General features: G+C 68.9%; 24 protein-coding genes. 10 read left to right on the top strand and 14 right to left on the bottom strand.

The features are described 5' to 3' along the window. The first annotated feature begins 32 nt into the window (after positions 1 to 32). Positions 33 to 563 (top strand): dihydrofolate reductase family protein, encoded by a 531-nt coding sequence (locus tag HQ603_RS07060; RefSeq protein WP_222683836.1) that lies wholly within the window; start codon positions 33 to 35, stop codon positions 561 to 563. A gap of 32 nt (positions 564 to 595) precedes the next feature. Next, on the top strand, positions 596 to 1,468 hold the full coding sequence (locus tag HQ603_RS07055) for an alpha/beta fold hydrolase (RefSeq protein ID WP_261773497.1): 873 nt from the start codon (positions 596 to 598) through the stop codon (positions 1,466 to 1,468). A gap of 11 nt (positions 1,469 to 1,479) precedes the next feature. On the opposite strand, the gene HQ603_RS19205 is transcribed toward HQ603_RS07055, so the two are convergent. The 9 genes from HQ603_RS19205 to HQ603_RS07010 all read right to left on the bottom strand — a co-directional run bounded on the left by HQ603_RS19205 (position 1,480) and on the right by HQ603_RS07010 (position 10,561). Further along, positions 1,480 to 1,923: a TA system antitoxin ParD family protein gene (locus HQ603_RS19205; protein WP_371831001.1), complete on the bottom strand. Its 444-nt coding sequence runs from the start codon at positions 1,921 to 1,923 to the stop codon at positions 1,480 to 1,482. 12 nt (positions 1,924 to 1,935) lie between these two features. Next, positions 1,936 to 3,561, bottom strand: coding sequence for a long-chain fatty acid--CoA ligase (locus HQ603_RS07045; RefSeq protein WP_222683834.1), 1,626 nt, complete (start codon positions 3,559 to 3,561; stop codon positions 1,936 to 1,938). 30 nt (positions 3,562 to 3,591) lie between these two features. Then, complete coding sequence (locus tag HQ603_RS07040) at positions 3,592 to 4,434, bottom strand: acyl-CoA thioesterase (RefSeq protein ID WP_222683833.1); 843 nt, start codon at positions 4,432 to 4,434, stop codon at positions 3,592 to 3,594. Between the two features lie 149 nt (positions 4,435 to 4,583). Then, complete coding sequence (locus HQ603_RS07035) at positions 4,584 to 5,402, bottom strand: HpcH/HpaI aldolase/citrate lyase family protein (RefSeq protein WP_222683832.1); 819 nt, start codon at positions 5,400 to 5,402, stop codon at positions 4,584 to 4,586. Then, complete coding sequence (locus HQ603_RS07030; protein WP_167321820.1) at positions 5,399 to 6,562, bottom strand: acyl-CoA dehydrogenase family protein; 1,164 nt, start codon at positions 6,560 to 6,562, stop codon at positions 5,399 to 5,401. The genes HQ603_RS07035 and HQ603_RS07030 overlap by 4 nt, the downstream gene beginning before the upstream one ends. A 19-nt stretch (positions 6,563 to 6,581) precedes the next feature. Next, positions 6,582 to 7,952 (bottom strand): MmgE/PrpD family protein, encoded by a 1,371-nt coding sequence (locus HQ603_RS07025; RefSeq protein ID WP_222683831.1) that lies wholly within the window; start codon positions 7,950 to 7,952, stop codon positions 6,582 to 6,584. Next, a complete protein-coding gene (locus HQ603_RS07020; protein ID WP_222683830.1) occupies positions 7,949 to 9,157 on the bottom strand; it encodes a CaiB/BaiF CoA transferase family protein in 1,209 nt (402 codons plus the stop codon). Before HQ603_RS07020 ends, HQ603_RS07025 begins: the two co-directional genes overlap by 4 nt. Then, a complete protein-coding gene (locus tag HQ603_RS07015) occupies positions 9,154 to 9,702 on the bottom strand; it encodes a MaoC family dehydratase (protein ID WP_222683829.1) in 549 nt (182 codons plus the stop codon). Before HQ603_RS07015 ends, HQ603_RS07020 begins: the two co-directional genes overlap by 4 nt. 139 nt (positions 9,703 to 9,841) lie before the next feature. Next, positions 9,842 to 10,561 (bottom strand): FadR/GntR family transcriptional regulator, encoded by a 720-nt coding sequence (locus HQ603_RS07010; protein WP_222683828.1) that lies wholly within the window; start codon positions 10,559 to 10,561, stop codon positions 9,842 to 9,844. Between the two features lie 384 nt (positions 10,562 to 10,945). On the opposite strand from HQ603_RS07010, the gene HQ603_RS07005 reads away from it, so the two are divergent. From HQ603_RS07005 to HQ603_RS06975, 7 genes are all read left to right on the top strand, one after another. Beyond that, positions 10,946 to 13,027 carry a hydantoinase/oxoprolinase family protein gene (locus HQ603_RS07005; RefSeq protein ID WP_222683827.1) on the top strand — a complete coding sequence of 694 codons (2,082 nt, stop codon included), beginning with the start codon at positions 10,946 to 10,948 and terminating at the stop codon, positions 13,025 to 13,027. Beyond that, positions 13,024 to 14,838 carry a hydantoinase B/oxoprolinase family protein gene (locus tag HQ603_RS07000; protein WP_222683826.1) on the top strand — a complete coding sequence of 605 codons (1,815 nt, stop codon included), beginning with the start codon at positions 13,024 to 13,026 and terminating at the stop codon, positions 14,836 to 14,838. The genes HQ603_RS07005 and HQ603_RS07000 overlap by 4 nt, the downstream gene beginning before the upstream one ends. After that, the gene (locus tag HQ603_RS06995; protein ID WP_222683825.1) at positions 14,838 to 16,076 is read left to right on the top strand and encodes an amidase; all 1,239 of its coding nucleotides are present in this window, start codon (positions 14,838 to 14,840) and stop codon (positions 16,074 to 16,076) included. Before HQ603_RS07000 ends, HQ603_RS06995 begins: the two co-directional genes overlap by 1 nt. 181 nt (positions 16,077 to 16,257) lie before the next feature. After that, on the top strand, positions 16,258 to 17,268 hold the full coding sequence (locus HQ603_RS06990; RefSeq protein WP_222683824.1) for an ABC transporter substrate-binding protein: 1,011 nt from the start codon (positions 16,258 to 16,260) through the stop codon (positions 17,266 to 17,268). A 28-nt stretch (positions 17,269 to 17,296) separates the two neighbouring features. Then, positions 17,297 to 18,112, top strand: a complete 816-nt coding sequence (locus tag HQ603_RS06985; protein ID WP_222683823.1) for an ABC transporter ATP-binding protein — start codon at positions 17,297 to 17,299, stop codon at positions 18,110 to 18,112. Beyond that, positions 18,109 to 18,924, top strand: a complete 816-nt coding sequence (locus HQ603_RS06980) for an ABC transporter permease (protein ID WP_222683822.1) — start codon at positions 18,109 to 18,111, stop codon at positions 18,922 to 18,924. Before HQ603_RS06985 ends, HQ603_RS06980 begins: the two co-directional genes overlap by 4 nt. Further along, the gene (locus tag HQ603_RS06975) at positions 18,924 to 19,772 is read left to right on the top strand and encodes an ABC transporter permease (protein WP_261773496.1); all 849 of its coding nucleotides are present in this window, start codon (positions 18,924 to 18,926) and stop codon (positions 19,770 to 19,772) included. Before HQ603_RS06980 ends, HQ603_RS06975 begins: the two co-directional genes overlap by 1 nt. A 4-nt stretch (positions 19,773 to 19,776) precedes the next feature. On the opposite strand, the gene HQ603_RS06970 is transcribed toward HQ603_RS06975, so the two are convergent. From HQ603_RS06970 to HQ603_RS06960, 3 genes are all read right to left on the bottom strand, one after another. Continuing rightward, a complete protein-coding gene (locus tag HQ603_RS06970; protein ID WP_222683821.1) occupies positions 19,777 to 20,511 on the bottom strand; it encodes an HD domain-containing protein in 735 nt (244 codons plus the stop codon). After that, positions 20,508 to 21,911: a hypothetical protein gene (locus HQ603_RS18850; RefSeq protein WP_261773495.1), complete on the bottom strand. Its 1,404-nt coding sequence runs from the start codon at positions 21,909 to 21,911 to the stop codon at positions 20,508 to 20,510. The genes HQ603_RS06970 and HQ603_RS18850 overlap by 4 nt, the downstream gene beginning before the upstream one ends. Positions 21,912 to 21,990: 79 nt before the next feature. Beyond that, positions 21,991 to 22,419: a DUF4262 domain-containing protein gene (locus HQ603_RS06960; RefSeq protein ID WP_222683820.1), complete on the bottom strand. Its 429-nt coding sequence runs from the start codon at positions 22,417 to 22,419 to the stop codon at positions 21,991 to 21,993. A gap of 203 nt (positions 22,420 to 22,622) precedes the next feature. On the opposite strand from HQ603_RS06960, the gene HQ603_RS06955 reads away from it, so the two are divergent. Next, entirely contained in the window at positions 22,623 to 23,528 is a 906-nt protein-coding gene (locus HQ603_RS06955; RefSeq protein ID WP_222683819.1) for a type IV toxin-antitoxin system AbiEi family antitoxin domain-containing protein, read from the top strand. Between the two features lie 125 nt (positions 23,529 to 23,653). On the opposite strand, the gene HQ603_RS06950 is transcribed toward HQ603_RS06955, so the two are convergent. Beyond that, a complete protein-coding gene (locus tag HQ603_RS06950) occupies positions 23,654 to 24,415 on the bottom strand; it encodes an HpcH/HpaI aldolase family protein (RefSeq protein WP_222683818.1) in 762 nt (253 codons plus the stop codon). A gap of 9 nt (positions 24,416 to 24,424) precedes the next feature. Then, positions 24,425 to 25,372: an aldo/keto reductase gene (locus tag HQ603_RS06945; protein WP_261773493.1), complete on the bottom strand. Its 948-nt coding sequence runs from the start codon at positions 25,370 to 25,372 to the stop codon at positions 24,425 to 24,427. Positions 25,373 to 25,380 lie beyond the last annotated feature (8 nt).

Below are 25,380 nucleotides of genomic sequence, written 5' to 3'. Positions count from 1 at the left end.
CCCGCCCCACCGCCCGGCCGTAGCCTTGCTCGATGCGCCCCCTCCGCTACTCCATCAACGTCTCGATCGACGGGTGTTGCGACCACACGGCCATCCCGGCCGACGAGGAACTGCACCAGGTCGCCGCGGACAACTTCGCGCGCTCGGACGCGCTGCTGTTCGGCCGAGTGATCTACCGAATGATGGAGGAAGCGTTCCGTGGCCCGTCCGATCCCGACGACCCCTTCGCCCGCGCGATCGACGCCGCCCGCAAGTTCGTGGTCTCGTCCACGCTGACGAGCGTCGACTGGAACGCCGAGCTGGTGCAGGGTGATCTGCGGACAGCCGTGGAAGCGCTGAAAGCGCAGCCGGGCACCGGCATCGCGACGGGCGGCGTGCAGCTTCCGCGAGCGCTGGCCGAGATGGGCCTGATCGACGAGTACGAGTTCATCGTGCACCCGAGGATCGTGGGCCACGGGCCGTCGGTGTTCGGCGGCCTGCGCCACGCCGTCGATCTCGAGCTGGTCGACCGTCGTGACCTCCGGTCCGGGGCCGTCGTGCTGCAGTACCGCCCGGCCGGGTGATGAGTTCCGCTCGCTCGTCGAGTCGATACGGCATGACCACCAGCACCCTCGCCGTCGACGGCGCCACCCTCACCTACGACGTCCACGGCGACCTGTCGTCGGGAACGCCCCTCGTTCTCGTCGCGTCACCGATGGATGCGGTCGGATTCGGGTCCCTGCGGTCCAGGATCGTGGACCGACCCGTCGTCACCTACGACCCGCGCAACGCCGGACGGAGGCGACGCGACGAGCCCACGGCGGCCGTGACGCCGGAGCAACATGCGGATGACCTCCACGCGCTGATCGTCGCTCTCGGTACCGGTCCGGTCGACGTGTTCGCCTCCAGCGGTGGCGCCGTCAACGCCCTTGCGTGCGTCGAGCGTCATCCCGACGCGATGCGCACACTCGTCGCTCACGAACCACCCGCCGGCGGCGTTCTCACGGACGGGGCTGCCATCTCCGCCGTGTGCGCCGACATCGTGGCCACCTACGACGCGTCCGGAATGGGCTGGGCCATGGCGAAATTCATCGGCATTGCCATGCATCGTGGGAAGGTCGACGACGACTACCTCGCGCAGCCCGCGCCCGACCCCGCGCAGTTCGGGATGCCGACCGACGACACCGGGGATCGCACCGATCCGCTCATGTCGAACCTGCGCGGACCCGGATGCGACTACGCGGCCGATGTCGACCGTCTGCGACAGGCGTCGACACGCATCGTTCTTGCCGTGGGGGAGGAGTCGGGCGGACCCGACGACGGCGAACTGGCCGGTCGCGCAGCCCATGCCGTCGCCGCCGCCCTGGGGCGCAGTCCCGTCGTCTTCCCCGGTGGCCACAACGGCTTCCTGGGCGGCGAATACGGCCAGATGGGCAAGCCCGACGAGTTCGCCGCCACCCTGCGCGAGGTGCTCGGCTCAGCTGGATGACGTGGAGCTCGTCAGAGCTGCGGGGGCCCATGAAGGCCAGTGCGGCGGCTCGACGAGCTGGCACCACGCGCGATCACGTCATCAGGATTATTGCACTCCACGTAGGGTCGGCCCTCCGACTCGAAGTCGCTGCGTAGATCGAGGCTGCTGCTGAGTGCGTCGACTCGCTCGACCCATTCCGCGCGAACGACGGCCTGAGCAGGCGGATCGAGCGTGTCGTAACTTTGCCGACCCGAGAGGACCTCGGCAATCTCACGAGACGGCAGGTGACGGGACGCCTCTACTTCCCGCCCAATCCTCGCCCAGTGTGCAAGTTGCTCGGTGGCACCGCGACCGGTCACGCGTCCGACGGACTGCGCCGACGCGAACAGCTCACTGCGAACATGTGATGATGGCGTGGAGTTCAAGGTCGGAACCTCCCCCTCGGTCGTGCTCTCCGTAATTATCTGCCACACCTGCGGTTCGGGTCAGCCCAACTCGATGACGTCGAGCTTCCCCTCGGCATGCGATCCCCGCAGCCGCTTCTTGTCGTACTTGCCCACGCTGGTCTTGGGCACCTCGTCGATGAACGTCCACCGCTCGGGCAGTTGCCAGTGGGCGACGCGCCCGTCGAGGAACTCCCGCAGTTCCTCGGGCGTGACCGACTGGCCGTCCTTCACCACGACGGCGACCAGCGGACGCTCGTCCCACTTCGGATCCGGCACACCGATGACGGCGGCCTCCAGCACGGCCGGGTGCTCGACGACGTGGTTCTCGAGCTCGACCGACGAGATCCACTCCCCGCCGGACTTGATGATGTCCTTGGATCGGTCGGTGAGGGTGAGGTAGCCCTCGGGGGAGATGGTGCCGACGTCGCCGGTACGCAGCCACCCGTCGTCGAATTTGTCGGAACCGTCTGCGCGGTAATAGCTTCCTGTGATCCACGGGCCGCGCACCTCGAGCTCGCCGACCTGCTGCCCGTCCCACGGCAGCACGGTGCCGGCGTCGTCGACCAGCCGTGCCCGGACCCCGGCGACGAAGCGCCCCTGGGTGCACCGACGGTCGAATTCGTCCTCCGGCGAGAGGCCGGCGTCGGGACGGCCGGACGTGCCCAGCGGCGACGTCTCCGTCATGCCCCATGCCTGGGAGATCGGCACGCCGTACTTCTCGCGGAACGCGCGAATCAGGCTGGGCGGGCATGCACTTCCGCCCACCAGCACCTCGCGCAGGCTCGACAGATCGACGGGGTGCTCCTCCAGGTGCACGAGCAGCGCCTGCCAGATGGTCGGCACCGCGGCGGTCGCGGTGGGGCGCAGGGTCGACAGCATCTCGGCCAGCGGCGCGGGTTGGAGGAACCGGTCCGGCATGATGAGCGACGCCCCGACCATGAGAGCGGCGTAGGGCAGGCCCCACGACATCGCGTGGAACATGGGCACGATCGCGAGCACGGAGTCCCGCTGCGACAGCGCCATCGCGTCGGTCATGCACGCTTGCATCGAGTGCAGCCAGATCGAGCGGTGGGAGTACACGACCCCCTTGGGGTCGCCGGTGGTGCCGGAGGTGTAACACATTGCCGCGGCGTCGGTCTCGTCGAGCTCGGGCCAGTCGAAGGTCTCGGGACGGCCGGCCAGGAGATCGTCGTAGCCGTGCACGGTGATGGCGTCGGGTGCGTCCACCGAGCTCGGATCGGCCCCGACCACCACGAGGTGCCGCACCGTCGGCATGGTCGGTAGCAGCGGGACGAGCAGGGGGAGGAGGCTGCCGTCCGCGATGATCACGTGATCCTCGGCGTGTTCGACGATGTAGGTGAGCTGCTCGGGGAAGAGGCGGATGTTCAGGGTGTGCAGCACGGCGCCCATCGCGGGCACCGCCATGTACGCCTCCATGTGGGCCGAGTTGTTCCACATGAAGGTGCCGACGCGCTGATCCCCGTCGACACCGAGGGAGCGCAATCCGTGCGCCAGTTGCGCCGCGCGGCGCCCGAGATCGGCGAACGTCACGGTGGTCGGGCCCGTCTCGGACCAGGTGGTCACCGTCGCCGTCGCATGGATCGACGTTCCGAACCGCACGAGCTGTCCGATCGACAGCGGGGTGTCCTGCATCGTGCTCTTCATGGCGCTCCTCGGGTCGGCGAGTGGTCCCGATCACATAGTGCCGGGTGCGCCGCGCAGTGGGAGCGGAAACGGCTGTCGGCCCTTGTAATAGACCACCTGGTGCCCGGTGGCGAGGAGCTCGCCACTCGCCGACCACAATTCGGCCGACTGGTCGAAGTAGCCGCGGTGGAAGCGACGCGCGTGCGCCGTCGCTAACACGTGAGCGTCGCCGTGGGCGGCGAGGTCCTCCGCCGTCGCGAAGTAATGGATGGTGAGCGAGATGGTGCCCGCCGGCAGGTACTGCCCGCGGCGCTGGAACACGCGGGGGTAGAAGATGTCGGTCATCGAGGTGAGGGCGACGTGGTCCAGGGGACGCGGCGGGGAGTCGCGCACCCACAGCGTCGCGACGGAGTCGGCCGACCCGCTCTCGTCCAGAGCGCCTGCGTGGAAGCGCATCTCGTAGTTCTGCGCCCACGCGATGAAGTCCGGCAGTCCGGCACGCTCGACCTCCACGGGCGCAGGAACGGCGGGCGGGGAGGACTCGATGTCGTCCCACGTCTCCCGGCGGGTGCCGAACACCGCGGTGGCGGTGGTGGCGACCGTGCCGTCCTGGGAGAGCTCGAGGTACCAGTGCTGATTGCTGCGGTTGGTGCGCACCGCCCGCGCCTGGATGTCGAAGGGGCCTTCTGCCACCGGCCCGGCGAAGTTGACGGTCAGACTCACCGGATCGCCCAGCCGGTCGGGGTGCAGCTCGATCGCCCGCACGAGGATTGCCGCGGTGACGCCGCCGAACGGCCCCACCATGTTGTTGTACGGCGCGGTGGTGCGGCCCCGGAAGCGTCCGTCACCGAGCTGCTCGAGCTCGAGGGCGTCGTCGAACGGGTGCGTGCTCATCGGTCTCCCGGGGTCGGTCGGACTGGCCGACCCATTCCACCACCTGCCCGGTCGGCGCGGCCGGAGGGTCCGGTCGCAAGCGAGGTGTGAGCCTCGCCGGCTCCGACGGCGGGATCTCGCGCGCGAGGCCGCCGAGGCGCACACCGTGCTCAGTTCACGTGCTCGAGAACCCGCCGCGCCCGCTTGGCCACGGCCTCGTCGATCAGATACCCGTCGGCGTCCACCCCCGCACCGTCGGCCTCCAGCGCCGCGAGGATCGCCTGCGCCTTCCGCACGTCGTCGTCGGTCGGTGACCAGACGTCCCGTGCCGCCGTGACCTGCGCGGGGTGGATGCACGCCCGCCCCACGAAACCGAGCCGCGCCAGGTGGCGGCAGTCCGCGGTGAACGCCTCGACGTCCCTGAAGTTGCGGGACACCGCGGCGAGCGGAGCCTGCACCCCCGCCGCCGCACTGGCCGCGACCACCTGCGACCGGGCGAAGAGCAGCGCGCTGTCGTCGGTCTCGGCGTCGACGCCCAGGTCGACGGCCAGATCGACCTCGCCGATCTGCAGGAAGCGCACCCGCGGAGCCCGCGCGATCGACAGCGCCTCGAACACCCCGCCGCCCGTTTCGATCATGGGGGACACCACGGCCTGCGGGCACACCTCGGTGAGCAGGGTGTCCATCGCGGCCACCTCGTCGGCCGATCCGACCTTGGGCAGCCAGAACCCGGTGAGCGTCGCGTGGGCGACCGTACGGACGTCGTCCTCCTGCAGCGTTCCCGGATTGACCCGGACCCAGATCTCCACGTCACCGGGTTCGACCGCGGCGACCCAGTCGGCCACCGTCCGCCGGGCGGAGTCCTTGTCCTGCAACGCCACCGCATCCTCGAGATCGAGGACGACGGCGTCGGCACCGGAGGCGAGCGCCTTGTCGAACCGCTCGGGCTTGGTGCCGGGAACGTAGAGGTAGGTGAGGGCGCCGCTCACCCGATCACACTCGATCCCGCGACGAGGGACTTGGCGATGACCGTGCGCATGATGTCGTTGGTGCCCTCGCCGATGGCCATGAGCGGCGCGTCGCGGTAGAGGCGCTCGACCACGAACTCGGTGGAGTAGCCGTAGCCGCCGTGGATGCGCATGGCTTCGAGGCTCGCGGTGATGGCGGTCTCGGAGGCGAAGTACTTGGCCATCCCGGCCTCCATGTCGACGCGCTTGCCCGAGTCCGCCTGCGAGGCAGCCCAGTACGTCATGAGTCGGGCGGCCTGCAGCTGCGTGGCGATGTCGGCGATCTTGAGCTGGATGGCCTGGAAGTCGGCGATCGGCTGACCGAACGCCGTGCGCTCCTTGGCGTACTGGAGCGCGGCGTCGTACGCGGCCTGGGCGATGCCGACGCTACGGCCGGCGATGTTGAGGCGGCCGATCTCGAGGCCCGAGAGTGCCTGCTGCAGACCGCGGCCCTCGACCCCGCCGAGGAGGGCGTCGACCGGCACGCGGACGTTCTCGAGGGTGATCTCGCAGGACTCGGTGCCCTTGTAGCCGAGCTTGCCCATGTCCCGCTGCACCTCGAAGCCCTCGGTGGAGGTGTCGATCAGCAGCAGGCTCATGCCCTTGTGCGGCGGGGTGGCCGAGGCGTCGGTCTTCACCAGCACCGGCAGCACGTTCGCGTGGCGCGCGTTGGTGATCCACGTCTTGGCGCCGTTGACGACGTAGTGGTCGCCGTCGCGCTTGGCGGTGGTCTTGATGCCCTGCAGATCGGTCCCCGCACCCGGCTCGGTGAGGCCGACGCCCGTGCGCCACTCACCCGCGGACAGCTTGGGGAGCAGGGACTGCTTCTGCTCCTCGGTGCCGTGCTTGGCGATCATCCAGCACGAGAGGTTGTGGCTGCCCACGATGCCGGCGATGCCCATCCACCCGCGGGCGAGTTCTTCGTACACGAGGGTGAAGGAGACCTTGTCGAGGTCGATGCCGCCGTACTCCTCCGGCGTGGTGATGCCGAAGAGGCCCATCGCCTTCATGTGGTCGACGATCTCGGTGGGGTAGCGGCCGGAGCGCTCCCACTCGCTCGCGACGGGGACGATCTCCTTGTCCACGAAGGTGCGGAGAGCCTTGCGGAACGCGGTTTGCTGTTCGTCGAACGTGAAGTCCATGGTGAGTCCTTTGACTGTCTCAGGAGGAAGAGGCGAGGGCGGCGGCGAGGTCGAGCACGGCCGTGAGGTCCGATTCGCCGGCGAGGTCGAGGAGCCGGGCGGACAGTTCCTTCGCCCGGGGCTGGTGGCCGCAGTTGGCCAGGAACTTGTCGGTGAGGTCGTCGTCGGACAGCGGAAGTGCTGCGCTGCCTCGACTTCCGTCGACGGACCCGGTGAGGACGCGGCCATCCGTGAGCGTGACGACGGCGCGGCCCGGTGCAGCAGCGGCAGGGCCGTCGGTGACCAGTTCGACCGAGCGGACGCGGCGAGCGGTGTCGAGCACGTCGGGGCGGGCGATGGAGTCGTCGGTGTAGGTGGCGACGTCGACCACGCCGTCGTGCAGCAGCGCAGCGACGCTCCAGGGCAGATCGAACTTGCCGTCGTAGGTGCTCCGTGGAGCCGCGACGCCGGCGTTGGGGCCGCAGACGATGGGCAGCGAGTCCGAGTGCACGGCCACCTCGACGTCGGCGATGTCGGACGCGGTGACGTCGTGACCGGCCACGGCCGCGGAGACCGCGTCGAGAGCGACGTGCATCAACTGGCAGCTCGGGTACGGCTTGATGCCGATACGCGTTGCTTCCCAGCGAATTCCGAGACCGTCGGTCAGCGCGGTGAAGTCGGCGGGCCGCGACGTCAGTGCGGCGTACAGGCCGCGGCGCCCTTCGAGCACGGACGACGGTCCGGTGGCGCCGGCCGCGGCGAGGCGTGCGGCGAGGACGCCGTTCAGACTCGCCGAGCCGGGGTGCAGCGCCTTGGTGTCGGCGTCGGTGTCGAGGAACTCGAGCAGGCCGGCGCCGGACGACCCGGCGATACCGAGTGCGTGGACCAGGGTTGCCGACGTGAGCCGGGACAACCGGCCCGCGACGAGCGCGGCGACCAGGGGACCGACGGCGCCGGTCGCGTGCACACCGCCGGAATGGAATCCGTGCGGGCTGACGGCGCCGAGACGGCACGCGGTTTCGAGACCGATGGCCCCGGCGAGCAGGACGTCGGCCCCGGACGCGGCGCGTTCCTGGCCGACCGCGATGGCGGCGGGAAGGGTGACGGCGGTGGCGTGGACCAGCGCTCCGGCGTGGGTGTCGTCGAAGTCCAGGGCGTGCACCATCACCCCGCTGGCGAAGGCGGCGGCCGGCGCCGACAGCGCCTGCGTCCCGGTCAGCGGCCGGGCCTCGGGGGGTCCGCCGAGCGCGGTGGCCACCGTCCACGCGGGCCGACCGTAATCCAATCGTGCTGCGGCGACGGCGTTCCCGACGCCGTCCATGAGGTGCCGCGCGGTCGCGTGGCGGACGTCGTGCGACAGGTCGGGCAGTCCCAGGTCGGCCGCCCACTCGGCGAGCACGGTCGAGGTCATACGGTGGCCTCGACCGGTCCGAAGGCACCGCCCGACGAGAGGTCGGCCACCCGGTCCGCGTCGTACCCCAGTTCCTTCACGACGTCGGCGAAGTCCTCGTTGCGACGCGGGGCGCGGCGGTACGTGGGACGCTCGGGACCGAAGTTGACCGGCGAGGCGACCTGCTTCACCGTGTCGTACACCGGATGTTCGGTCTCGACGACGAGATTCCGTGCGATCGTGTGCGGTTCGGTGAGGGCGTGCGCAACGTCGTTGATCGGTCCCGACGGCACACCGGCCGGACCGAGCAGGGACAACCAGTGCGCCACGGTGTTCGTGGCGAAGGTGTCCTCGAGCATCGGCAGCAGCACGTCCTTGTTCTGCCCGCGCAGAGCGAAGCTGATGAAGCGGGGATCCTGGCCGAGTTCCGGGCGACCGATGGCGACCACCAGGCGCTCCCAGAACTTCTCCTTCGCGCAGCCGACGATCAGCCAGCCGTCGCTCGCCTCGAAGGCCTGGAACGGGACCAGCGACGGGTGGGCGGAGTTCTTGGTCCGCACGGGCTCGAAGCCGGCGTTGAGATGCCATGTCGCCGGGTAGGTGAGCAGGCTCATCGCCGTGTCGTAGAGCGAGACGTCGCAGTCGCCACCGATGCCGTCGCGACGCGCGGCGTGCAGTCCGGACAGCAAACTGATCGCGGCGACGAACCCGCCGGAGTAATCCACCAGCGACAGACCGGATTTCGTGGGCGGGCCGTCCGGATCACCGGTGACGGACATCCAGCCGGCGAGGCCCTGCAGGATGTAGTCGTAGCCGGGCTCCTTGGCCCGCGGGCCGGTCATGCCGAAGCCGGTCAGGCTGCAGCACACGATGGCGGGGTTGAGGTGCTTGAGATCGTCGTACGTGATGCCGATCTTGGCCGGAACGTCGCCGCGCAGGTTGGAGTACACCGCGTCGGCACCGCGCACCAGGTCCTCGAACACGCTGCGCCCGGCCGGAGTCGACAGGTCGAGCGAGAGGCTGCGCTTGTTCCGGTTGAAGGACTCGAAGAACAGTGAGTCCTCGCCCTCGTTGAACGGGGGGACGTAGCGGCCGACGTCGCCGCCGGCGTTCGGGTCCTCGATCTTGATGACGTCGGCCCCGAGGTCGGCGAGATGGAGGCTGCCGAACGGGCCGGCGCCGTACTGCTCGAGCGAGATGATGCGGACGTCCTCGAGTGGCTTCATGCGGTGGCACCCTTCTCCTCGGGCAGCTGCAGCGGCCCGTTCTGTGCTGCGGGGAAATAGTTCTGGCCGATGCCGCTCTCGCGAGTGGCGACCATGACCGAGCGCTTCCACGAAATGACCTCGACGCCATCCTGATTGAGGCCGCGGGTGATCATGGAGACGATGCCGGCGTAGGGGCGCGACTCGGACTTGCGAAGGCCGGTGCAGATGCTCTCGGCGTAGATGGTGTCGCCCTCGTACACCGGGTGCGACATCTTGATGTCGGTGAACGCGAGGTTCGAGATGGCGTTCTGGCTCATGTCGAGCACCGAGATGCCGAGCACCACGGCCACGGTGAATCCCGAGTTCACGATCACGCGACCCTCGGTGATGGGGTTCTGCGCGGCGAGGTGCGCGTTGAAGTGGTTCTGGTTGGTGTTCATCGACAGCAGCGTGATCCACGTGTTGTCGGTCTCGGTGATCGTGCGGCCCAGGGGGTGCTGGTACACGTCCCCCACCACGTAATCCTCGAAGAAGCGCCCAAGAACGGCCGGGTGGGTTGCCACGGAATCTCCTCGTGTCGGGTCGGCGAAGCCAGTGCGTCGACCATAAACATCAGATGATTACGGCGTCAAGAGGGCAATTCCGCACGATGTGGCGAGGTGGGGCGGCGTTCGTCGAATCAAAAAGCAGATCTTTTGCGGGTTACGAGGTGCGCAACATGTCCATCTGCCGGTACGAGCCGCCCAGGTGGTCGAGGTGTCGTCGCATCTCGTTCATGGCGGTCATCGAATCCCCGGACTCGACCACCTCGAGAATGGCGCGGTGGTCGTGGTCGACGCATTCCCAGAACCCGTCGGGCGCATGGTCGCGGCCGAAACGCTTGGACAGCACGCGGAAGACGGGCGCGGTGATGAGCTCCAGGAGGGGGTTGCGGCTCGCGCGCAGCAGCACGAGGTGGAACTCCTGGTTCTTGGCGAAGGTGTCCGGTCCCTGCGTCTCGGTGGGATCGAAGATGGTCTCCCGCAGCTGCGCCAGGTCCTCCTCGGTGCGCCGGAACGCGGCCAGCCCCGCCGCCGGCACCTCCATGAGGTTGCGCACCTCCATCAACTGATCGACCGTCACGGTCTCCGCCGCCGTCATCAGCGCGACGCCCGTCTCCAGATGCTCGCTGATGTGCCCGACGCTGGGCGTGGCCACGAAGCTGCCGCCGGTCACGCCGCGGGTGGTGTGGATGAGGTTCTGGCTCGCCAGTGACCGCAGGGCCTCGCGGATGGTGCTGCGTCCGACCCCGAACTCCGCCGTCAGTTCCGCGTCGCCGGGCAGGCGTTCGCCGGGCTGGAGGTCGCCGGAGAGGATGCGCTCACGCAGCCGCGCGGCGAGCACCGCGTAGGCGGGGCCGGACTTGGTCGGGGTGTCGGTCACGTCGAGCGGGCCTTCCGTCAGGGGGTTCGCCGGGGCGAGACCGCCCGAGCGTAGCGCGCGGACGGGGCCCGCGGCGGGGGATGAGGGTGTCTCGCGGAAACGGGTAAAGGTCGGCTCTTTCGGCGAGACCCGGTGGGGATGGGGCGGTGCCGGGGGTGGATCGAGGCTTCACACGGCCGAAACATCTGAGGTATTGCTTTCGAAACAGAGGTGGAGCACTATGACTCGTGTCACCCGATCGGGGTGGCCACGATCACCTCCGAGTCGTCGACGTCGGGCCCGCGCACGGGCCCTCGGTCGCGGCCTCGGATCTTCGGCACCGGCCTCGCACGGCCCGACCTTTCCGCTCCGCACGCGAGCGCCGACAGCAGAAACGGATGGCACATGAAACGAATCGGAGTCGACGTCGGTGGCACGTTCACCGACCTGGTGCTGTGGGACGACGACGGCACGGTGGTGGTCCACAAGACGCCGTCGACCAACCACGATCCCTCGATCGGCACGATGGACGGCATCGCCGTCCTCGCCGAGCGCGCCGGCATCGACCCGTCCGAGATCGACATGTTCTTCCACGGCACCACCGTGGCCACCAACATCGTTCTCGAGCACAACGGGTGCGACGTCGGCATGATCACCACGGAGGGTTTCCGCGACCTCCTGCACATCGCCCGCAAGAAGCGCCCGCTGAACTATTCGAACTACCAGGACCTGCCCTGGCAGAAGTGGCAGCTGGTCCCGCGCCGCAACCGGCGCGTGGTGCCCGAGCGCATCGACGCCGCCGGCAACGTCCTCACCCCGCTGGACGAGAACGCGGTGCGCGAGCAGGTTCGACTGCTGCGCGAGCGCGGCGTGCAGGCCATCGCCGTTGCGTTCCTGCACTCCTACCGCAACCCCACGCACGAGCAGCGGGTCAAGGCCATCATCGCCGAGGAGTTTCCCGGCGTGTTCGTCTCCCTCTCGAGCGAGGTCGCGCCGCAATACCGTGAGTACGAACGCTTCTCGACGGCGGCGCTCAACGCGTTCATCGGACCGAAGACGAGCCAGTACATCGAGAACCTCGCCCGGAAGGCGCGCGACGCGCAGGTGGGCGAGGACGTCCATCTCATGACGTCGGCCGGTGGCCTCGTCACCTCCCGCAGCGCCACCGAGATCCCCGTCTCGCTGCTCACCAGCGGCGTGATCGCCGGACTGCTCGGCGGCTGCGCGATCGGCAAGGCGTCGGGCTACCCCAGCGTCATCACCCTCGACGTGGGCGGAACGTCCGCCGACGTCGGTGTCGCACCGGACGGCGCGCTGCGCATGAAGCACCTGCTGGACACCAGAATCGGCGACTACCACGCCATGGTGCCCATGGCCGAGGTCGACACCATCGGCGCGGGCGGCGGGTCCATCGCCGTCGTCGACGACGGCGGAATGTTCCGTGTCGGTCCGCGCAGCGCCGGCGCCGTCCCCGGCCCCGCCTGCTACGGCCGCGGCGGCACCGAGCCGACCTCGACCGACGCCATGGTCATGATGGGCTGGCTCCGCGAGAACAGCTTCCTGTCCGGCACCATGGAGGTGCAGCCGGAGCTCGCGCGCACCGCGATCCAGACGCACATCGCGGACAAGCTGAACACCTCGATCGACGACGCCGCCATGGGCATCTTCAAGATTCTGGCGCACTCGATGACCGAGGCGATCAGCCTGCACTCGGTGCGCAAGGGTTACGACCCCCGGGACTTCTCCCTCATCGCCGAGGGCGGTGCCGGGCCGCTGTTCGCCTGGCAGATCGCCGATCAGCTCGGCATCCCGCGCGTCATCGTCCCCGGTCACCCCGGCATCACCTCGGCGGTCGGCCTGCTGACCACCGACATCAGGTACGAGGAGCCCACCACCGTGTGGACGTCGTCGGCCGACCCGGACATCGAGCTGCTGAAGGACCAGATCGACCGCCTGTCGAAGCAGGCCGTCGCCCAGCTCGAAGCCGATGGCATCGCGCCGGAGAACATCTCGCTCGAACGCAGCGTCGATTGCCGGTACGTCGGACAGGGGTACGAGCTGCGCGTCCAGGCGCCGGACGGTGAGATCGACGACGTCTGGGTCAAGACGACGGCGGAGGCGTTCCACGAGGCCCACGGGCGCACCTACTCCCAGCGGTTCGACGACAAGCCGGTACAGCTGGTCAACGTGCGCGTCACCGGCGTCGGCGCCGTCCCGCACGTGCAGATCGCCGAGATCGAGCGCGGCACCGCGGATGCGTCGGGCGCGATCAAGACGACGGCCCGTGCGCTGTTCTGGAAGGACGACACCGCAGCCCCCGAGTGGGTCGACACCCCGGTCTACGAACGCTCGCAGCTGTTGGCGGGCAACGAGATCAGCGGTCCGGCCATCGTCGAGCAGTTCGACTCCACCACCATCATCGGCATGAACCAGCACGCCACCGTCGATGCCGTCGGTCACATCATCATCGAGAGGAAGTCCGCATGAGCAAGGCGCTGATGCCCACGACGGGAGTCTCGCTCGCCGGCGAGGCCACCCGCACGTGGAACGACGTGGACGTCGACCCGATCACCCTGCGGGTGATCGGTGGCGCCCTGCAGTCCATGGCCAAGGAGATGGCGCAGGTCCTCTATCGCATGGCGTACTCGAGTCTCATCCGTGAGTCCGAGGACCTCGGCGCCGGCATCTTCGACGTCAACGGTCGCGAGCTGTGCGAGTCGGATTCCACTCCGATGCACTGTGGTTCGATCCCCGCCTACATCCGCGGCGTGAACCGGCGACTGGCCGGCACGTACAAGCCGGGCGACGTGATCCTGCACAACCACCCGTATCACGGTGCGGCGCACTCGCCGGACTACGGCGTCATCATTCCGATCTTCTGGCAGGGCGAGCACATCGGATTCGCCGGGTGCACCGGTCACGTCTCCGACGTCGGTGGCAACTTCCCGGGTCTCTGTATGGACGTCGTCGACGTCTGGGCCGAGGGCAAGCTCATGGACTCGATGAAGATCTACGAGGCCGGCGTCCGCAACGACTACCTGATCCAGCACATCCTGGACAACGTGCGCACCCCGGAGCAGAACCGCGGCGACCTCGAGGCCCTCATCGCCTGCTCCCGCATCGGCGAGAAGCGATTCACCGAACTGCTCGAGAAGTACGGCCTCGACACGGTCATGAGTGCCGGCGAGCGGTGGATGGACTACTCCGAGACCAAGCTGCGCAACAAGATCCGGGAGATTCCGGACGGCAGCTACGAGGCGCCCCTGGGCTACCTCGACGACGACGGCAAGAACCGCGACGAGCCGCTGAAGGTCGCCGTGCGGGTGCAGGTGGACGGCGAGGACATCCTCATCGACCTCACCGGCTCCAACAGTCAGGTGCCGACGGCCTTCAACGTGCCGTTCGAGGGATCCGTTCTTCCCGTTGCGGTCTCGGCGATCCGGACGATCCTGCTCGACGAGGACGTCACCGAGGACTTCGTGCCCCAGAACGACGGCTGCTTCCGCCCCGTGAAGGCGTACGCACCGGAGGGCACGATTTTCAATCCGGACTTCCCGGCGTCGTGCTTCGCGCGCTTCTCCCAGGTCAACCGCGTCTTCGACTCGATCAACCTGGCCCTGGCGCCGGTTCTGCCGGACCATGCTGTCGCCGGGTCGTCCGCCGCGCTCTGCGCCATCGCCTACTCCGGCATCGCGCCCGACGGCGAGTCGTACTGGGTGTACATCGAGATCAACGAGGGCTCCTACGGCGGCCGTAACGGCAAGGACGGCATGGACGCCGTCGACGCCCTCATGGCCAACACCCGCAACAACCCCATCGAGGAGCTGGAGCTCAACCACGCGATGCGGGCGCTGCGCTACGAACTGCGCGACGAGGCGCCGGCTCCCGGCAAGTGGCGCGGCGGTATCGGCAGCGTGCGCAAGTGGCTGATGGAGACGGACACCTTCCTCGGCTCCGAGGCGGACAACCGGTCCGACGCCCCCGCCGGTGCACTCGGCGGCCACGACGGCGTCTCCGGATCCTTCACCCGCAACGCCGGGACCGATCGCGAGGAGGTGCTGTACTCGAAGGTCACCCAGGAGACCATCAAGTCCGGCGACACCCTCGAGATCAAGCTGCCGTCCGGCGGCGGATTCGGAAATCCGTTCGAGCGGGACCCCTTCCAGGTCCTGAGCGACGTGTGGGACGAGTACATCACCGCCGAGGACGCACGTCGGGACTACGGCGTGGCGGTCGACGTCGACTCGTGGACCATCGACGAGAAGGCCACCGCCGACCTCCGCGCGAGCGCGGCCTGATGGTGAACGGGGGACGGGCCGCCTCCCGCGGCCCGTCCCCGCAGCGGATCGACGAGCAGGTGAACAGCGTCGTCACGTGGATCGACGACGCCGGGTCCGGAGACGGCCCGCTGGCCGGTGTCCGGGTCGGCGTCAAGGACAACATCGACGTCGCCGGCGTCCGATCGACCTGCGCGTCCCGGTTCTTCGCCGACCGCGTGGCCGACGCCGACGCCGAGGTGGTGCGCCGACTGCGCGCGGCGGGTGCCGCCGTCGTCGCCACCCTGAACATGGCGGAATTCGCCGTGGGCGTCACCTCGCAGAACTCCGCCGCCGGCGGTCCGCGTAATCCGTGGGACACCACGCGCGTACCGGCGGGATCGAGCGGCGGGTCCGGCGCGGCCGTGGCGGCCGGCATCGTGGACCTCGCGCTCGGCACCGACACCGGCGGGTCCGTCCGCCTGCCCGCCTCGGCCTGCGGGGTCACCGGCCTCCGCCCGAGCCGCGGAGCGATCAGCAACGACGGTGTGTTTCCCGTCAGCCCGGACTTCGACACCGTGGGGCCGATGGCCCGGACGGTGCGCGAGGTCGCGGACGCGTTCGCGGCGCTGGCCGGTCCGCCTCTCGCGCGGACGGTGCGACGCATCGGTGTGCCCGACGTGTTCGTCACCGCCGACGTCGATCCCGCTGTGGCCGAGGCCGTCTCGACGGCCGTCGACGACCTGGCGATGCTCGGATACGAGATTGTGCCCATCGAGGTGCCGGGGGCGACCTCGGCGCAGGACGTCGTCTACACGGCGATCTATCACGACGCCGCGCGGATCCACCGCGATCGGTTGGACACGCGTCCCGACCTCTTCCAGCCGGCCACCCTGGAGCGAATCTCGCTGGGCCTCGGAATATCCGAGGCCGATCGGCGCGACGCGGCCGACGCGCGTCGTCGATTCTGCGACGGGCTCGCCCCGCTGTTCGACGCCGTCGACGTGGTGCTCACCCCCACGATGCCCGTCGACGTGCCGCCGATCGACGGTGGCGACGACGTCCTGGCGCAGTCGCGTCGAATGGGGCAGTTCACCTATCCCTGGTCGTTGCACGAAGGCCCGACTCTCGCTGTGCCCGTGGGCTTTCATCGTGTCTCGGGTATGCCGGTGGGGATGCAGCTGACCGCCCCGGTCGGGCACGAGGGGGCGCTCTTCGGGGTGGGTGAGCGGTACCAGGCCGTGACGCGGTGGCACACCATGCGGCCCGGCTCGGCCTAACCATCTGATCTTTAGGTCGCGATCAGGTGTCGAATGGACGTGAAATCGTCCGTTTCGCGCCATTCTTACGTCAAATATCATATGTTTGTGATGAACGCGGCCCCGCATCAGTCGACTCGTTCGCGGAGTGCCTTCGACCGACCCGGCTCACCCGTCGTCCGGTGAGCAGCGAGGATCACCCATGAGAACCCATCGCCTGCTCCTGGCCGCCGCTCTCGCGGCGACCCTCGGAGCCTCCGCCTGTAGCTCCGGTCCTGGACCCGATGCCGATCCCGCGAACCCGGTGTCCATCGACGTCACCGTGTCGGCGGCGGCCGAGATCTACAGCATCCCCTGGCTGGTCGCCCAGCAGCAGGGACTGTTCGAGAAACACGGCGTGATCGTCGAGAACATCGTGCCCGGCAAGGGCGGCAGCGCCACCATGCGCACCCTCCTCGACGGCAACATCCCCATCGGTGAGGTGAGCTACCCGTCGATCGTGCAGGCCGACGCCGGCGGATCCGAGCTGCGGATCGTCGGCGGCGGAACCCAGGGGCCGTACCCCATGAATTTCTATGCCCTGGCGTCGAATTCGAGCATCCAGTCGATCGACGACGTTCGGCGCTGGGCCTACACCCGACCGAATTCCGCGTCCGATGCGCTCACCCGCTTGCTTCCGTCCCTCGCGGGCGCGGATGCCGATCGGATCGAACGTGTCTCCACCGGCGGCATCGGAGAGGGGCTCGCGCTGCTCGAGGCGGGGTCGGTCGACATCGCACTCATCCCGTCCATCGTCGCCGAGCAGCGGCCGGACGATTTCCGGCTGATCGTGTCGAGCCCGGACTACCTGGAACGCTTCCTGCAGTCGACCATCACCACCACGAAGGACTACGCCGCGAGCAACCCCGGCGTCGTCCGTGCCATCAACGCCGGTTACACCGAGGCCGTCGAGTCCATCCGGACCGATCCGGATGCGGCCGCACGAATCTATGCCGCCTACACCGGTTTCGACGTTCCGGCGGCGTTGGCGGTGGTGGAGCGAGCGTCGTCCGTCGGCACCTGGGGTGGCGGGTTCGACCCCGCAGCGATCGAATCCGCCCAGGCCGGCGTCGAAGCGTCGGGCAGTGACCGTGACCCCGATTTCTGCACACTCTTCGACCCCGATTTCCTGCCCGAGGGTGCGGCCACCGACATCCCCGGCGACTGTGCCTGACCACCGCCCACACGAAAGCGGACCCACCATGACCTCTTCGAACACCCAGTCCACCCCGGCCGCGACCGGCACATCGCCCATCGCCGTCGCGTCCTCGGTCTCCCGCCACTTCGGCTCGGTCACGGCACTCGACGACATCGACCTGTCCATCGGCCGCGGCGAATTCGTCTCCATCGTCGGTCCGAGCGGCTGCGGTAAGTCCACCCTGCTGGAGATCTTCGCCGGACTGCAGGACCACGACAGCGGAACGGTGACCATCGACGAACGCCCGCTGACGGGGCCGCGCTCGCGCACCGCCGTGATCTTCCAGGAGTCCGCCACACTGCCGTGGCGGACAGTGCGGGACAACGTCGCGTTCGCCCTCGAGGTGCGGGGCGTGCCGAAGAAGGAGCGGCGGGCCCGTGCCGACGAACTGCTGGAGACCGTCGGGTTGTCCCGGTTCGGCGACCACTACCCGACGCAGTTGTCGGGCGGCATGCGGCAGCGCGTGGCCATTGCCCGATGCCTGTCGATGGAACCCGACCTCATCCTGGCCGACGAACCCTTCGGTGCCCTCGACGAGCAGACGCGCCTGGTGATGTCGCACGAGCTGCTGCAGATCGTCGACAAGCTGACCTGCGGCGTCCTCTTCATCACGCACAGCATCCAGGAGTCGGTGCTGCTGTCCGACCGGGTGATGGTCATGAGCGCTCGTCCCGGTCGGTTCATCGACGAGGTGACCGTCGACCTGCCGCGTCCGCGCTCCGAGGACGTGCTGGCCAGCCCTGAGGCCGTCGTGCTGCACGAACGCATCTGGTCGTCGCTGCGTGAGGAAGCCAAGAAGACGATGAGCGCCACCCGATGAGCGAGCGCACCGAGAACCGCTCCGTCGTACCCGGTTACGTGCGCCCGGCACCGTCTTCCGTCGCGGGACTCCCGCACTGGGGGTGGACGGCGGCGGTGCTGATCACAGTGCTGATCGTGGTCGATGTCATCGCGCGGTTCTTCGCCTCACCGCTGGACATCGTCCCCGTCTCGGACATGGCTTTCACCGCGGTGGACCTGCTCACCGATCCGGACTTCCTGGTCGGCGAACTCGGGCGAACGCTCGCCATTATCGCCATGGCGTTCGTCGCCAGTGGGGTCCTGGGCGTCGCGGCGGCGTACGTGCTGTGGCGATTCGAGCTGTGGGACCGGGCCTTCGAGCCCTACCTCAACGTGTACTACGCGGTACCCACCTTCGCGCTCTACCCGATCATGGTGGTGCTCTTCGGCGCGGGCGTGACCCCCATCGGGGTGCTGTCGACCGTCTTCGCGTTCGGCGTGGTGACACTCAATGCGCGCAACGGATTCGCGGCGGTCTCGCCGATCGTCACCAAGCTCGGTACCACCCTGATGCTGACGCGGTGGCAGTTCTTCCGGTCGATTCTGCTGCCGTACGCGTTGCCGAACATCGTGACCGGGCTCAAGCTCGGGCTGTCCTACGCCATCATCTCGGTGCTGGCGAGCGAGTTCATCCTGTCGACGCAGGGTCTCGGTCACTTCATCTCCATCGCCTACGACAGCTTCGACATCGCGGAGATGTACGCCGGCATCCTCGTGGTCGCCGCCGTCGCGTTGATCTCGACCTTCGGGATCTCCGCTCTGCTCAACCGATTCGATTGGAGGCGTCGCTGATGACGCAGGCCACGCCCACCGCGGGACCGGCCGAGGCCGGCGCCGCCACTGTGCCCGCCGTGCCGCCGACGCCCACCCGTTCGACGTCGGCGGGGATGTCCGCCGCTCGCCGCGTGGTTCCACCCTTGGTGGTGGCCGTCGCCGGCGTTGCCCTCTGGTGGGTCGCCGCGGTGGTCGCCGACAGCACCATCTTCCCGAACCCGGCGGAAGCAGTGCGGTCCCTGGTTGAGGACCTGGGCAAGGAGGATTTCCGGGCGAACGTGCTCGACTCCATCCGCATCCTGGTGATCGGCTTCCTGGCCAGCACCGTGCTCGGCTCGCTCCTCGGTCTGGCGCTCGGGCTCAGTGCCTTCTGGACTCGCGCGATCCTGCCGATCTTCTACGCGATCAACAGCATCCCGAAGATCGTGCTCTACCCGATCTTCCTGTCCTTCCTCGGAATCGGAGAGCTCAGCCGGGCGGGGTTCACGTTCTACGCCGCGTTCGTCCCGATGTTTCTCGTCGCCGTGGAGAGCACCGCGTCGGTTCACCGCATTCACCTGAAGATGGCCGCCTCGCTGCAGGTGGGATGGCCGCGACTGGTCCGACAGATCGTGATTCCGTCCGTCCTGCCGTCCCTGGCCACCGGAATGCGGATGACGTTCGGGCTCGCCTTCCTGGGACTGCTGCTCGCCGAGATGTTCTCGTCGTCCGCCGGGATCGGCTACGAGCTGCTGCGCAACGTCAGCCTCGTGCGGATGGAGAACATCATGGGCACCGTGGTGCTGATCCTCCTCATGGCCCTGCCGCCCACCATCGCGCTGCAGTGGTTGGAGAACCGGGTGGTGTGGAAGTACGGCGGTCGCTGACCTTTCAGGCGACCGTCTGTTCCGCGATGGAGTGCAGGTGGTCGTCGATGGCCGCCAGGCCCTCCGGCGGCAGGCCCAGTCGGTCGCCGTGGTGGTGGGCAGCCCGCGCGAAGATCGGCACCAGCGGTGCGTACTTGGCGGCCAGCTTCGAGCGCTTGGCGTCGTCGGTCAGGTACTTCAGGCTGCCAGCGTTGTCGACGAAGTCGGCCAGCTTGACCAGTAACACCCGCGGATCGGCGATCGCGGCGGTGACGTGCTCGGCGTACTGCTCGGCCTTGTCGCGCGCGGGATCGCGTGGGGGATTGGTGACGGCAGCGACGAGATCGGCGACGTCCGTGCCGAAGTGGCGTCGCAGCGCGTCGAGGGCGTCGGAGCCGCCGAGCAGGGTCACCACCCGATCCGGTCGATCCTCCACGACATCGTGCAGCGCCGTGGCGACGAGCACCGCCGCGTCGGTGCAGCCGTACCGCAGGAGCCGCAGCGTGTTGCGATACGGATGCGTGATGTAGGGGTCCGCGACCTGGTCGCCCCGCTGGGTGCGCCGTTGCTCGAGGTGGGCGTACGAGGCCACCGCCAGAGCGTGGTCGAGGTCCGTTCGGTCGATGCCCCGCGCGTCGGCCTCGACATCGATGGCGTGCACGAGCAGGGAGGGGTCCATGTCCTTCAGCGCGGTCGCTCGCAGCGCCGCCAGGAGAAGGTGGTGCGTGGAAGTCGGGGCGTCGGGTGTCGGAGTGGTCATGCGTCCTCTCGGTCGGTAGCGGGGAGTGCGTCGGGGAAGGAGTAGTCGCAGCCCAGGGCGTCCAGGGCGTCGAGACCGCCGTGGTCTCGGAACCAGGCCGTGCACGCACTGGCGGCGAGGTGGAGGTCGGTGGTGAAGAGGTAGCCGTCCGTGCAGTCGTCGAAATGGCCGTCGTGGTGCCACACGTCGAGCTCCAGGCCTTCGACGGAGTGGTCGCCGAGCCGGAGTCGGCGCAGCACGGTGCGGGAACGCCGCACCATGACCACGCCGTCGTCGAGCACATGAAGCTGGGCGTTGATCACCTCGTCGTCCGGGTCGAGGACGTCGGCGAGCCCGAGGTCGTCGTCGTCCACGTCCTCGTCGACCGGGGCGACGTAACCGCCCGGCCCCAGGTCGACGATCAACCCGGACCCGTTGCCCACCAAAGTTTCCACGAGCCAGTTGGTCATCCCGTCCCATCGGTCGACGGAAAACTCCGTGCCCTGCGGCGTCGCGAAGGACGTGAGCAGAGCATTGCCGGGGAGCGTTGCAGTCCAGGCCTCGATGCGGTCCCCGTCCCCGAGGAGGTTGACCAGTCCGGCCTCGTCGATCCACACCAGGTCGCGGGTGAGCTCCGCGGTGTGTTCCTGCCCGTCCGACTGCCGCGACGCGACGGTCCACCCGTGCAGGTTCGCCGAGCCGTCCGGAACGACCACCATCCGCCCGTTCTCCCCGCCGAGCGCGAACTGCCAGTCCGGAACGCGGGGTGGGTGGTAGCGGGCGCGGTCCTCCAGCTCGAGGTAGTAGGTCTGCGAGTCGACGACGCGGACGCGGTTGATCAGCCAGTCGTTGCTGATGACTTGCAGTGCCTTCGCACCCATGCCCCCGGTGACCTCGAAACCGCTGCCCCGCGAATGCGTCACCAGGTGATGCCGACCCTCGGGCGCCGGGGTGCAGTGGGAGGGTCCGAGGTACCGGAAGTTCGTCAGAGCCCCTGCAAGATCGATCGGCCGCTCCCGAGCTCCGGCCTCCAGCTCGACGGTCAGGACGGTGACGTTCTCGCTTGGGACGCCGGTCCATCCGACCTCGTTCGGCATCGTCGGAAAAATCGGTTCCTCCGCCCACAGGTCCGATCGGCAGATCTCCGCACCGAACACGTCGAACTCGGTCTCGATGGCGCGGAGAACGCGCAATGCGTCGTCTCCGGCCGCGAACCAACCGGTGTGCGGCAGTTCGTAGACCACCCGGGCGCACCCGGTGGCGGACTGGTCGAAGTCCGCCCCGGGGCGGCCGGTCAGCTCGAGGAGACGGATCTGCTCGTGGAGTTCGAGGTCGTACAGGTCGGTGCCGATCTCGATGGCGACCGTGAAACCGGGGTCGCCGGCCGGTCGACCGAACAGGCCGAAAGGGGAGTGAGACATGGGGTGCTCCTGGGGTGATGCCCGACGAGCGGGACCGTTCACCGCTCACCCCTTGTCTACAGGAGAGGTCCGACAGAAATCAGATTCCGCGCAGGGGTTGGTGATCGGCGCACATCGAGTAGCGCTCCTCCCAGGGAAACGCCCCGTACGCGTCCGGCCACACCACCCGCAGCGCGGTGAACCGTGGGTAGAGCGCCCGCGTGACCACCATGTCGGATCGGTCCAGCACCTCGACGAACGACAGTGCGGGAATGCCGCCCACCGCGCCGCGGATCGTGATCGACGGCGCCAGGAGGGCGGGATCGTCGAGCATCGTGTCACGCAGCTCGTCGAAGACCTTGTACGCGAGTCGAGCGGGAAGCCCGTGACACAGCAACTCGGGTAGTCCGGCGCTGGTGAGACCGCTGGTGTAGGCGAAGTCGCCGCCTCCGTGGACCGCGGTGACGTGCCAGCCGCGGTTCCTGATGTTCTTCCTGACCGCGTCGAGATCGATCGGTCCGTCGCACATGGGGTCCCCCTTGGTGTCGATGTGGACCGCGAAGTTAACGCCGGGCCGTGACACGGTGTGCGATCCGCTGCTGTTCCAGCGATCCGCGTCCCCTGTAACTCGCGCGGAGTGCTGGACCGCGCGCGGATCGGGCCGCTGTGGACAACCCGGATGCCTGTGGACGGGCGCCACGGGCGGCGCCCGAGATGAGAGACGCTGGCCCCGTGAACATCACGGGGCGGACTTTCCTGACGCGTGCGCAGCTCGCCGCGGCGGGGGTTGGGGACCAGGAGATCAGGACCGCACGGCGGCAGGGCTCGCTGGTGTGCGTCGGGCGCGGTGTCTACAGCGATGCCGCCGTCTATACGGACGCCGGCGAGAGGGGCCGGCACTTCCTCGCGGTCCGCGGGGTCGTCGCCGCTCGGACGAACCCCGTTGTCAGTCACGTCTCTGCGGCGGTCCTGCACGATCTGCGGATGTGGAACCCCGACCTGTCGCGGGTCCACCTCAGCGTCGACGCCGCGCGAGGCGGTCGGCGGACGGCCCGCGTGCACACGCACACCAACAGGTTGACCGACTGTCTGACGCAGGTTCGCGGTCTGACCGCCACCACCGTGGCCAAGACGGCGGTGGACCTCGCACGGGAGCTGTCGTTCGAGGGCGGGGTGTGCGTGGTGGATTCGGCACTCGCGGTGGCGTCGCGGGCGGACGTCGATGCCGCGCTGGACGGGTGCACCGGGATGAGCGGATGCAGCGCTGCCCATCGAATAGTGGCCTTCGCCGATGGGCGCAGCGAGAGCGTCGGGGAGTCGCGGACGCGGGTGTACCTGCAGCGCTTCGGGTTTCCGCCGTTCGAGCTGCAGGTGACCTTGCGTCACGGTGCGTTCGTGTGTCGCCCCGACTTCCTGCTCGACGGGGTGATCGTCGAGTTCGACGGGCGGGTGAAGTACACCTCGGAGCAAATGTTGTTCGACGAGAAGAAGCGGCACGACGAGTTGATGTCGCTCGGGTGGACCGTCGCGCGGTTGACGTGGGCGGACCTCGCTTCGGACGCGGGTGCCGTGAAGGTCCGGCGAGCGATGGCGCTGGCGAAGGGCCGGCCGCCGCCCCTGACCCATCGGGTGCCGTGACCGCCCGATCCGCTTCCGTTCCAGCGATCCGCGTGCGCTGCAGCAGACGCGGATCCCTGGAAGTCGCGCGGATCGGTGCCAGGCTCCCGGATTCCGGACCCCCGACCCCCGACCTCAGCCCCGACTCAGCCCCGCGCCGCGGCCAGGTGCGCTTCGGACGCTGCCTTGAGGTGGGTGAGGTCGGAGGCGACGGTGGCGAAGGTGAAGCCCTGCGTCAACCGCCGCGCCGCGACCTCCCCGGACGGGGTGTGGATGCCGCAGGCGATGCCGGCGGCCGCGGCGGCGTCGGCGATGCGCACGAGGGCGGCGTCGAAGACCTCGTCGACGGAGCTGTCGGCGGGAGAGCTGCCGCCCACGGCGATGCGCAGGTCGGACGGGCCGACGTAGATGCCGTCCAGACCGGGCACGGCGCAGATGTGTTCGACGTTCTCGAGCCCTTCGGGGGTCTCGATCATGGCCAGCACCACGACGGCGTCGTCGGCCTCGGCGGGCAGCGGCCCGACGCGCAGTTGCGAGCGCATGGGCCCGTAGGACCGCACCCCGACGGGTGGGTACCGGGAGTAGGAGACGGCGAGGGCGGCGTCCTCGGCGGTGTCGATCAGCGGCACGATCACCCCGCGGGCTCCGGCGTCGAGGGCCTTGCCGATGTACGTCCGGTCGTTCGCCTCCACCCGGACCAGTCCGGCCGGGCCCCGAGCGGCGTCGACGGCGGTGAGGCCGCGCAGCATCCCGTCGTAGCCGATCAGGCCGTGTTGGAGGTCGAGGCAGAGGTAGTCCCATCCGAGGTGGGCGAGCCACTCGGTGGACACGGGCGAATCGATGACGGACCAGTAGCCGAGCACCTGCTCGCGGGCGCGCAGGCGGCGGGCGAAATCGTCGACGGACACGAAGGGTTCCTATCGGTTGTAGGCGGGCATGGGTCCGCGCAGCGCAGCGCCGACCTCGTCGCAGGCGGTGACCACGTCGGCCGGCAGCGGACCACGAGCGAGGGCGTCGATGTTGGCCTGCAGGTGGGAGGTTCGGGATCCGCCGAGCAGGATGGGGCCGGCGGTGGGGGTCGACCGCAGCCACCGGAGGGCGAGCTCGGTGAGCGGCATGCCGGCGCCGTCGGCCACGGCCGCGAGCCGGGTCACGGCGTCGAAGATGTCGGCGTTCCAATACCGTTCGCGGTACATCCCGGCCAGGCGGGAGTCGCCGAAGCGTCCCTCGCCGGGCTCGTCGGAGAAGGTGTGCTTGCCGGTGAGGAGACCGCCGCCGAGGGGGTTGTAGACCATCGTGGCGATGCCGGTCGTCGCGGCGAACTCGGCGTACTCCTCCTCGATGCGGCGTGCGAGGAGGTTGTACAGCTGCTGGGCGACGACGGGTCTCGGGGCGCCGACCTCGTCGCACACGTGGTTCGCCTCGGCGATCTGCCAGGCGGCGAAGTTCGAGACGCCCAGCGCGCGGATCTTGCCCTCCGCGACGAGCTTCGCGACGGTGGAGAGGGTGTCGTGCAGCGAGGCCGCGCGGTCGGGCTGGTGAAGGTAGAACAGATCGACGTGGTCGGCGCCCAGACGCGTGAGGCTCGCCTCGAGGCTGAGCCGCAGGCCCTCGGGCGAGAGCGGGGAATGGCCGCCGGCGTCGCCGAGGTACATGCCGGCCTTGGTGGCGACGGTGACGCGATCACGTCGGCCCGCGAGCAGGCCGGCGAGCATCCGTTCCGCGTCGCCGGCGGAATAACCGTTGGCCGTGTCGATGTGGGTGACGCCGGCGTCCAGCGCGACGTCGAGCAGGGCGCGTGCGCCGTCCGCGTCCACGGTGTCGCCGAAGGTCATGGTGCCGAGCACCATCGAACTGAATTGCATTCCGAATT

Origin of the sequence: Rhodococcoides corynebacterioides, assembly GCF_019834675.1 — a bacterium.
Taxonomy (GTDB): Bacteria; Actinomycetota; Actinomycetes; order Mycobacteriales; family Mycobacteriaceae; genus Rhodococcoides; species Rhodococcoides corynebacterioides_A.
Note: the sequence above shows the minus strand (reverse complement) of the source record. Positions and strands in the feature narration are given on the sequence as shown.

Excerpts from the sequence above, each read along its gene's own strand:
- HQ603_RS18850 (WP_261773495.1), bottom strand. The coding sequence starts at position 21,911 with ATGTCTCACTCCCCTTTCGGCCTGTTCGGTCGACCGGCCGGCGACCCC.
- HQ603_RS07060 (WP_222683836.1), top strand. The coding sequence starts at position 33 with ATGCGCCCCCTCCGCTACTCCATCAACGTCTCGATCGACGGGTGTTGC.
- HQ603_RS07045 (WP_222683834.1), bottom strand. The coding sequence starts at position 3,561 with ATGAAGAGCACGATGCAGGACACCCCGCTGTCGATCGGACAGCTCGTG.
- HQ603_RS06970 (WP_222683821.1), bottom strand. The coding sequence starts at position 20,511 with ATGACCACTCCGACACCCGACGCCCCGACTTCCACGCACCACCTTCTC.
- HQ603_RS07020 (WP_222683830.1), bottom strand. The coding sequence starts at position 9,157 with ATGAAGCCACTCGAGGACGTCCGCATCATCTCGCTCGAGCAGTACGGC.
- HQ603_RS07055 (WP_261773497.1), top strand. The coding sequence starts at position 596 with ATGACCACCAGCACCCTCGCCGTCGACGGCGCCACCCTCACCTACGAC.
- HQ603_RS06960 (WP_222683820.1), bottom strand. The coding sequence starts at position 22,419 with ATGTGCGACGGACCGATCGATCTCGACGCGGTCAGGAAGAACATCAGG.
- HQ603_RS06995 (WP_222683825.1), top strand. The coding sequence starts at position 14,838 with ATGGTGAACGGGGGACGGGCCGCCTCCCGCGGCCCGTCCCCGCAGCGG.
- HQ603_RS06975 (WP_261773496.1), top strand. The coding sequence starts at position 18,924 with ATGACGCAGGCCACGCCCACCGCGGGACCGGCCGAGGCCGGCGCCGCC.
- HQ603_RS07040 (WP_222683833.1), bottom strand. The coding sequence starts at position 4,434 with ATGAGCACGCACCCGTTCGACGACGCCCTCGAGCTCGAGCAGCTCGGT.
- HQ603_RS06945 (WP_261773493.1), bottom strand. The coding sequence starts at position 25,372 with ATGCAATTCAGTTCGATGGTGCTCGGCACCATGACCTTCGGCGACACC.
- HQ603_RS06980 (WP_222683822.1), top strand. The coding sequence starts at position 18,109 with ATGAGCGAGCGCACCGAGAACCGCTCCGTCGTACCCGGTTACGTGCGC.
- HQ603_RS07030 (WP_167321820.1), bottom strand. The coding sequence starts at position 6,562 with ATGGACTTCACGTTCGACGAACAGCAAACCGCGTTCCGCAAGGCTCTC.
- HQ603_RS07000 (WP_222683826.1), top strand. The coding sequence starts at position 13,024 with ATGAGCAAGGCGCTGATGCCCACGACGGGAGTCTCGCTCGCCGGCGAG.
- HQ603_RS06985 (WP_222683823.1), top strand. The coding sequence starts at position 17,297 with ATGACCTCTTCGAACACCCAGTCCACCCCGGCCGCGACCGGCACATCG.
- HQ603_RS07005 (WP_222683827.1), top strand. The coding sequence starts at position 10,946 with ATGAAACGAATCGGAGTCGACGTCGGTGGCACGTTCACCGACCTGGTG.
- HQ603_RS06990 (WP_222683824.1), top strand. The coding sequence starts at position 16,258 with ATGAGAACCCATCGCCTGCTCCTGGCCGCCGCTCTCGCGGCGACCCTC.
- HQ603_RS07025 (WP_222683831.1), bottom strand. The coding sequence starts at position 7,952 with ATGACCTCGACCGTGCTCGCCGAGTGGGCGGCCGACCTGGGACTGCCC.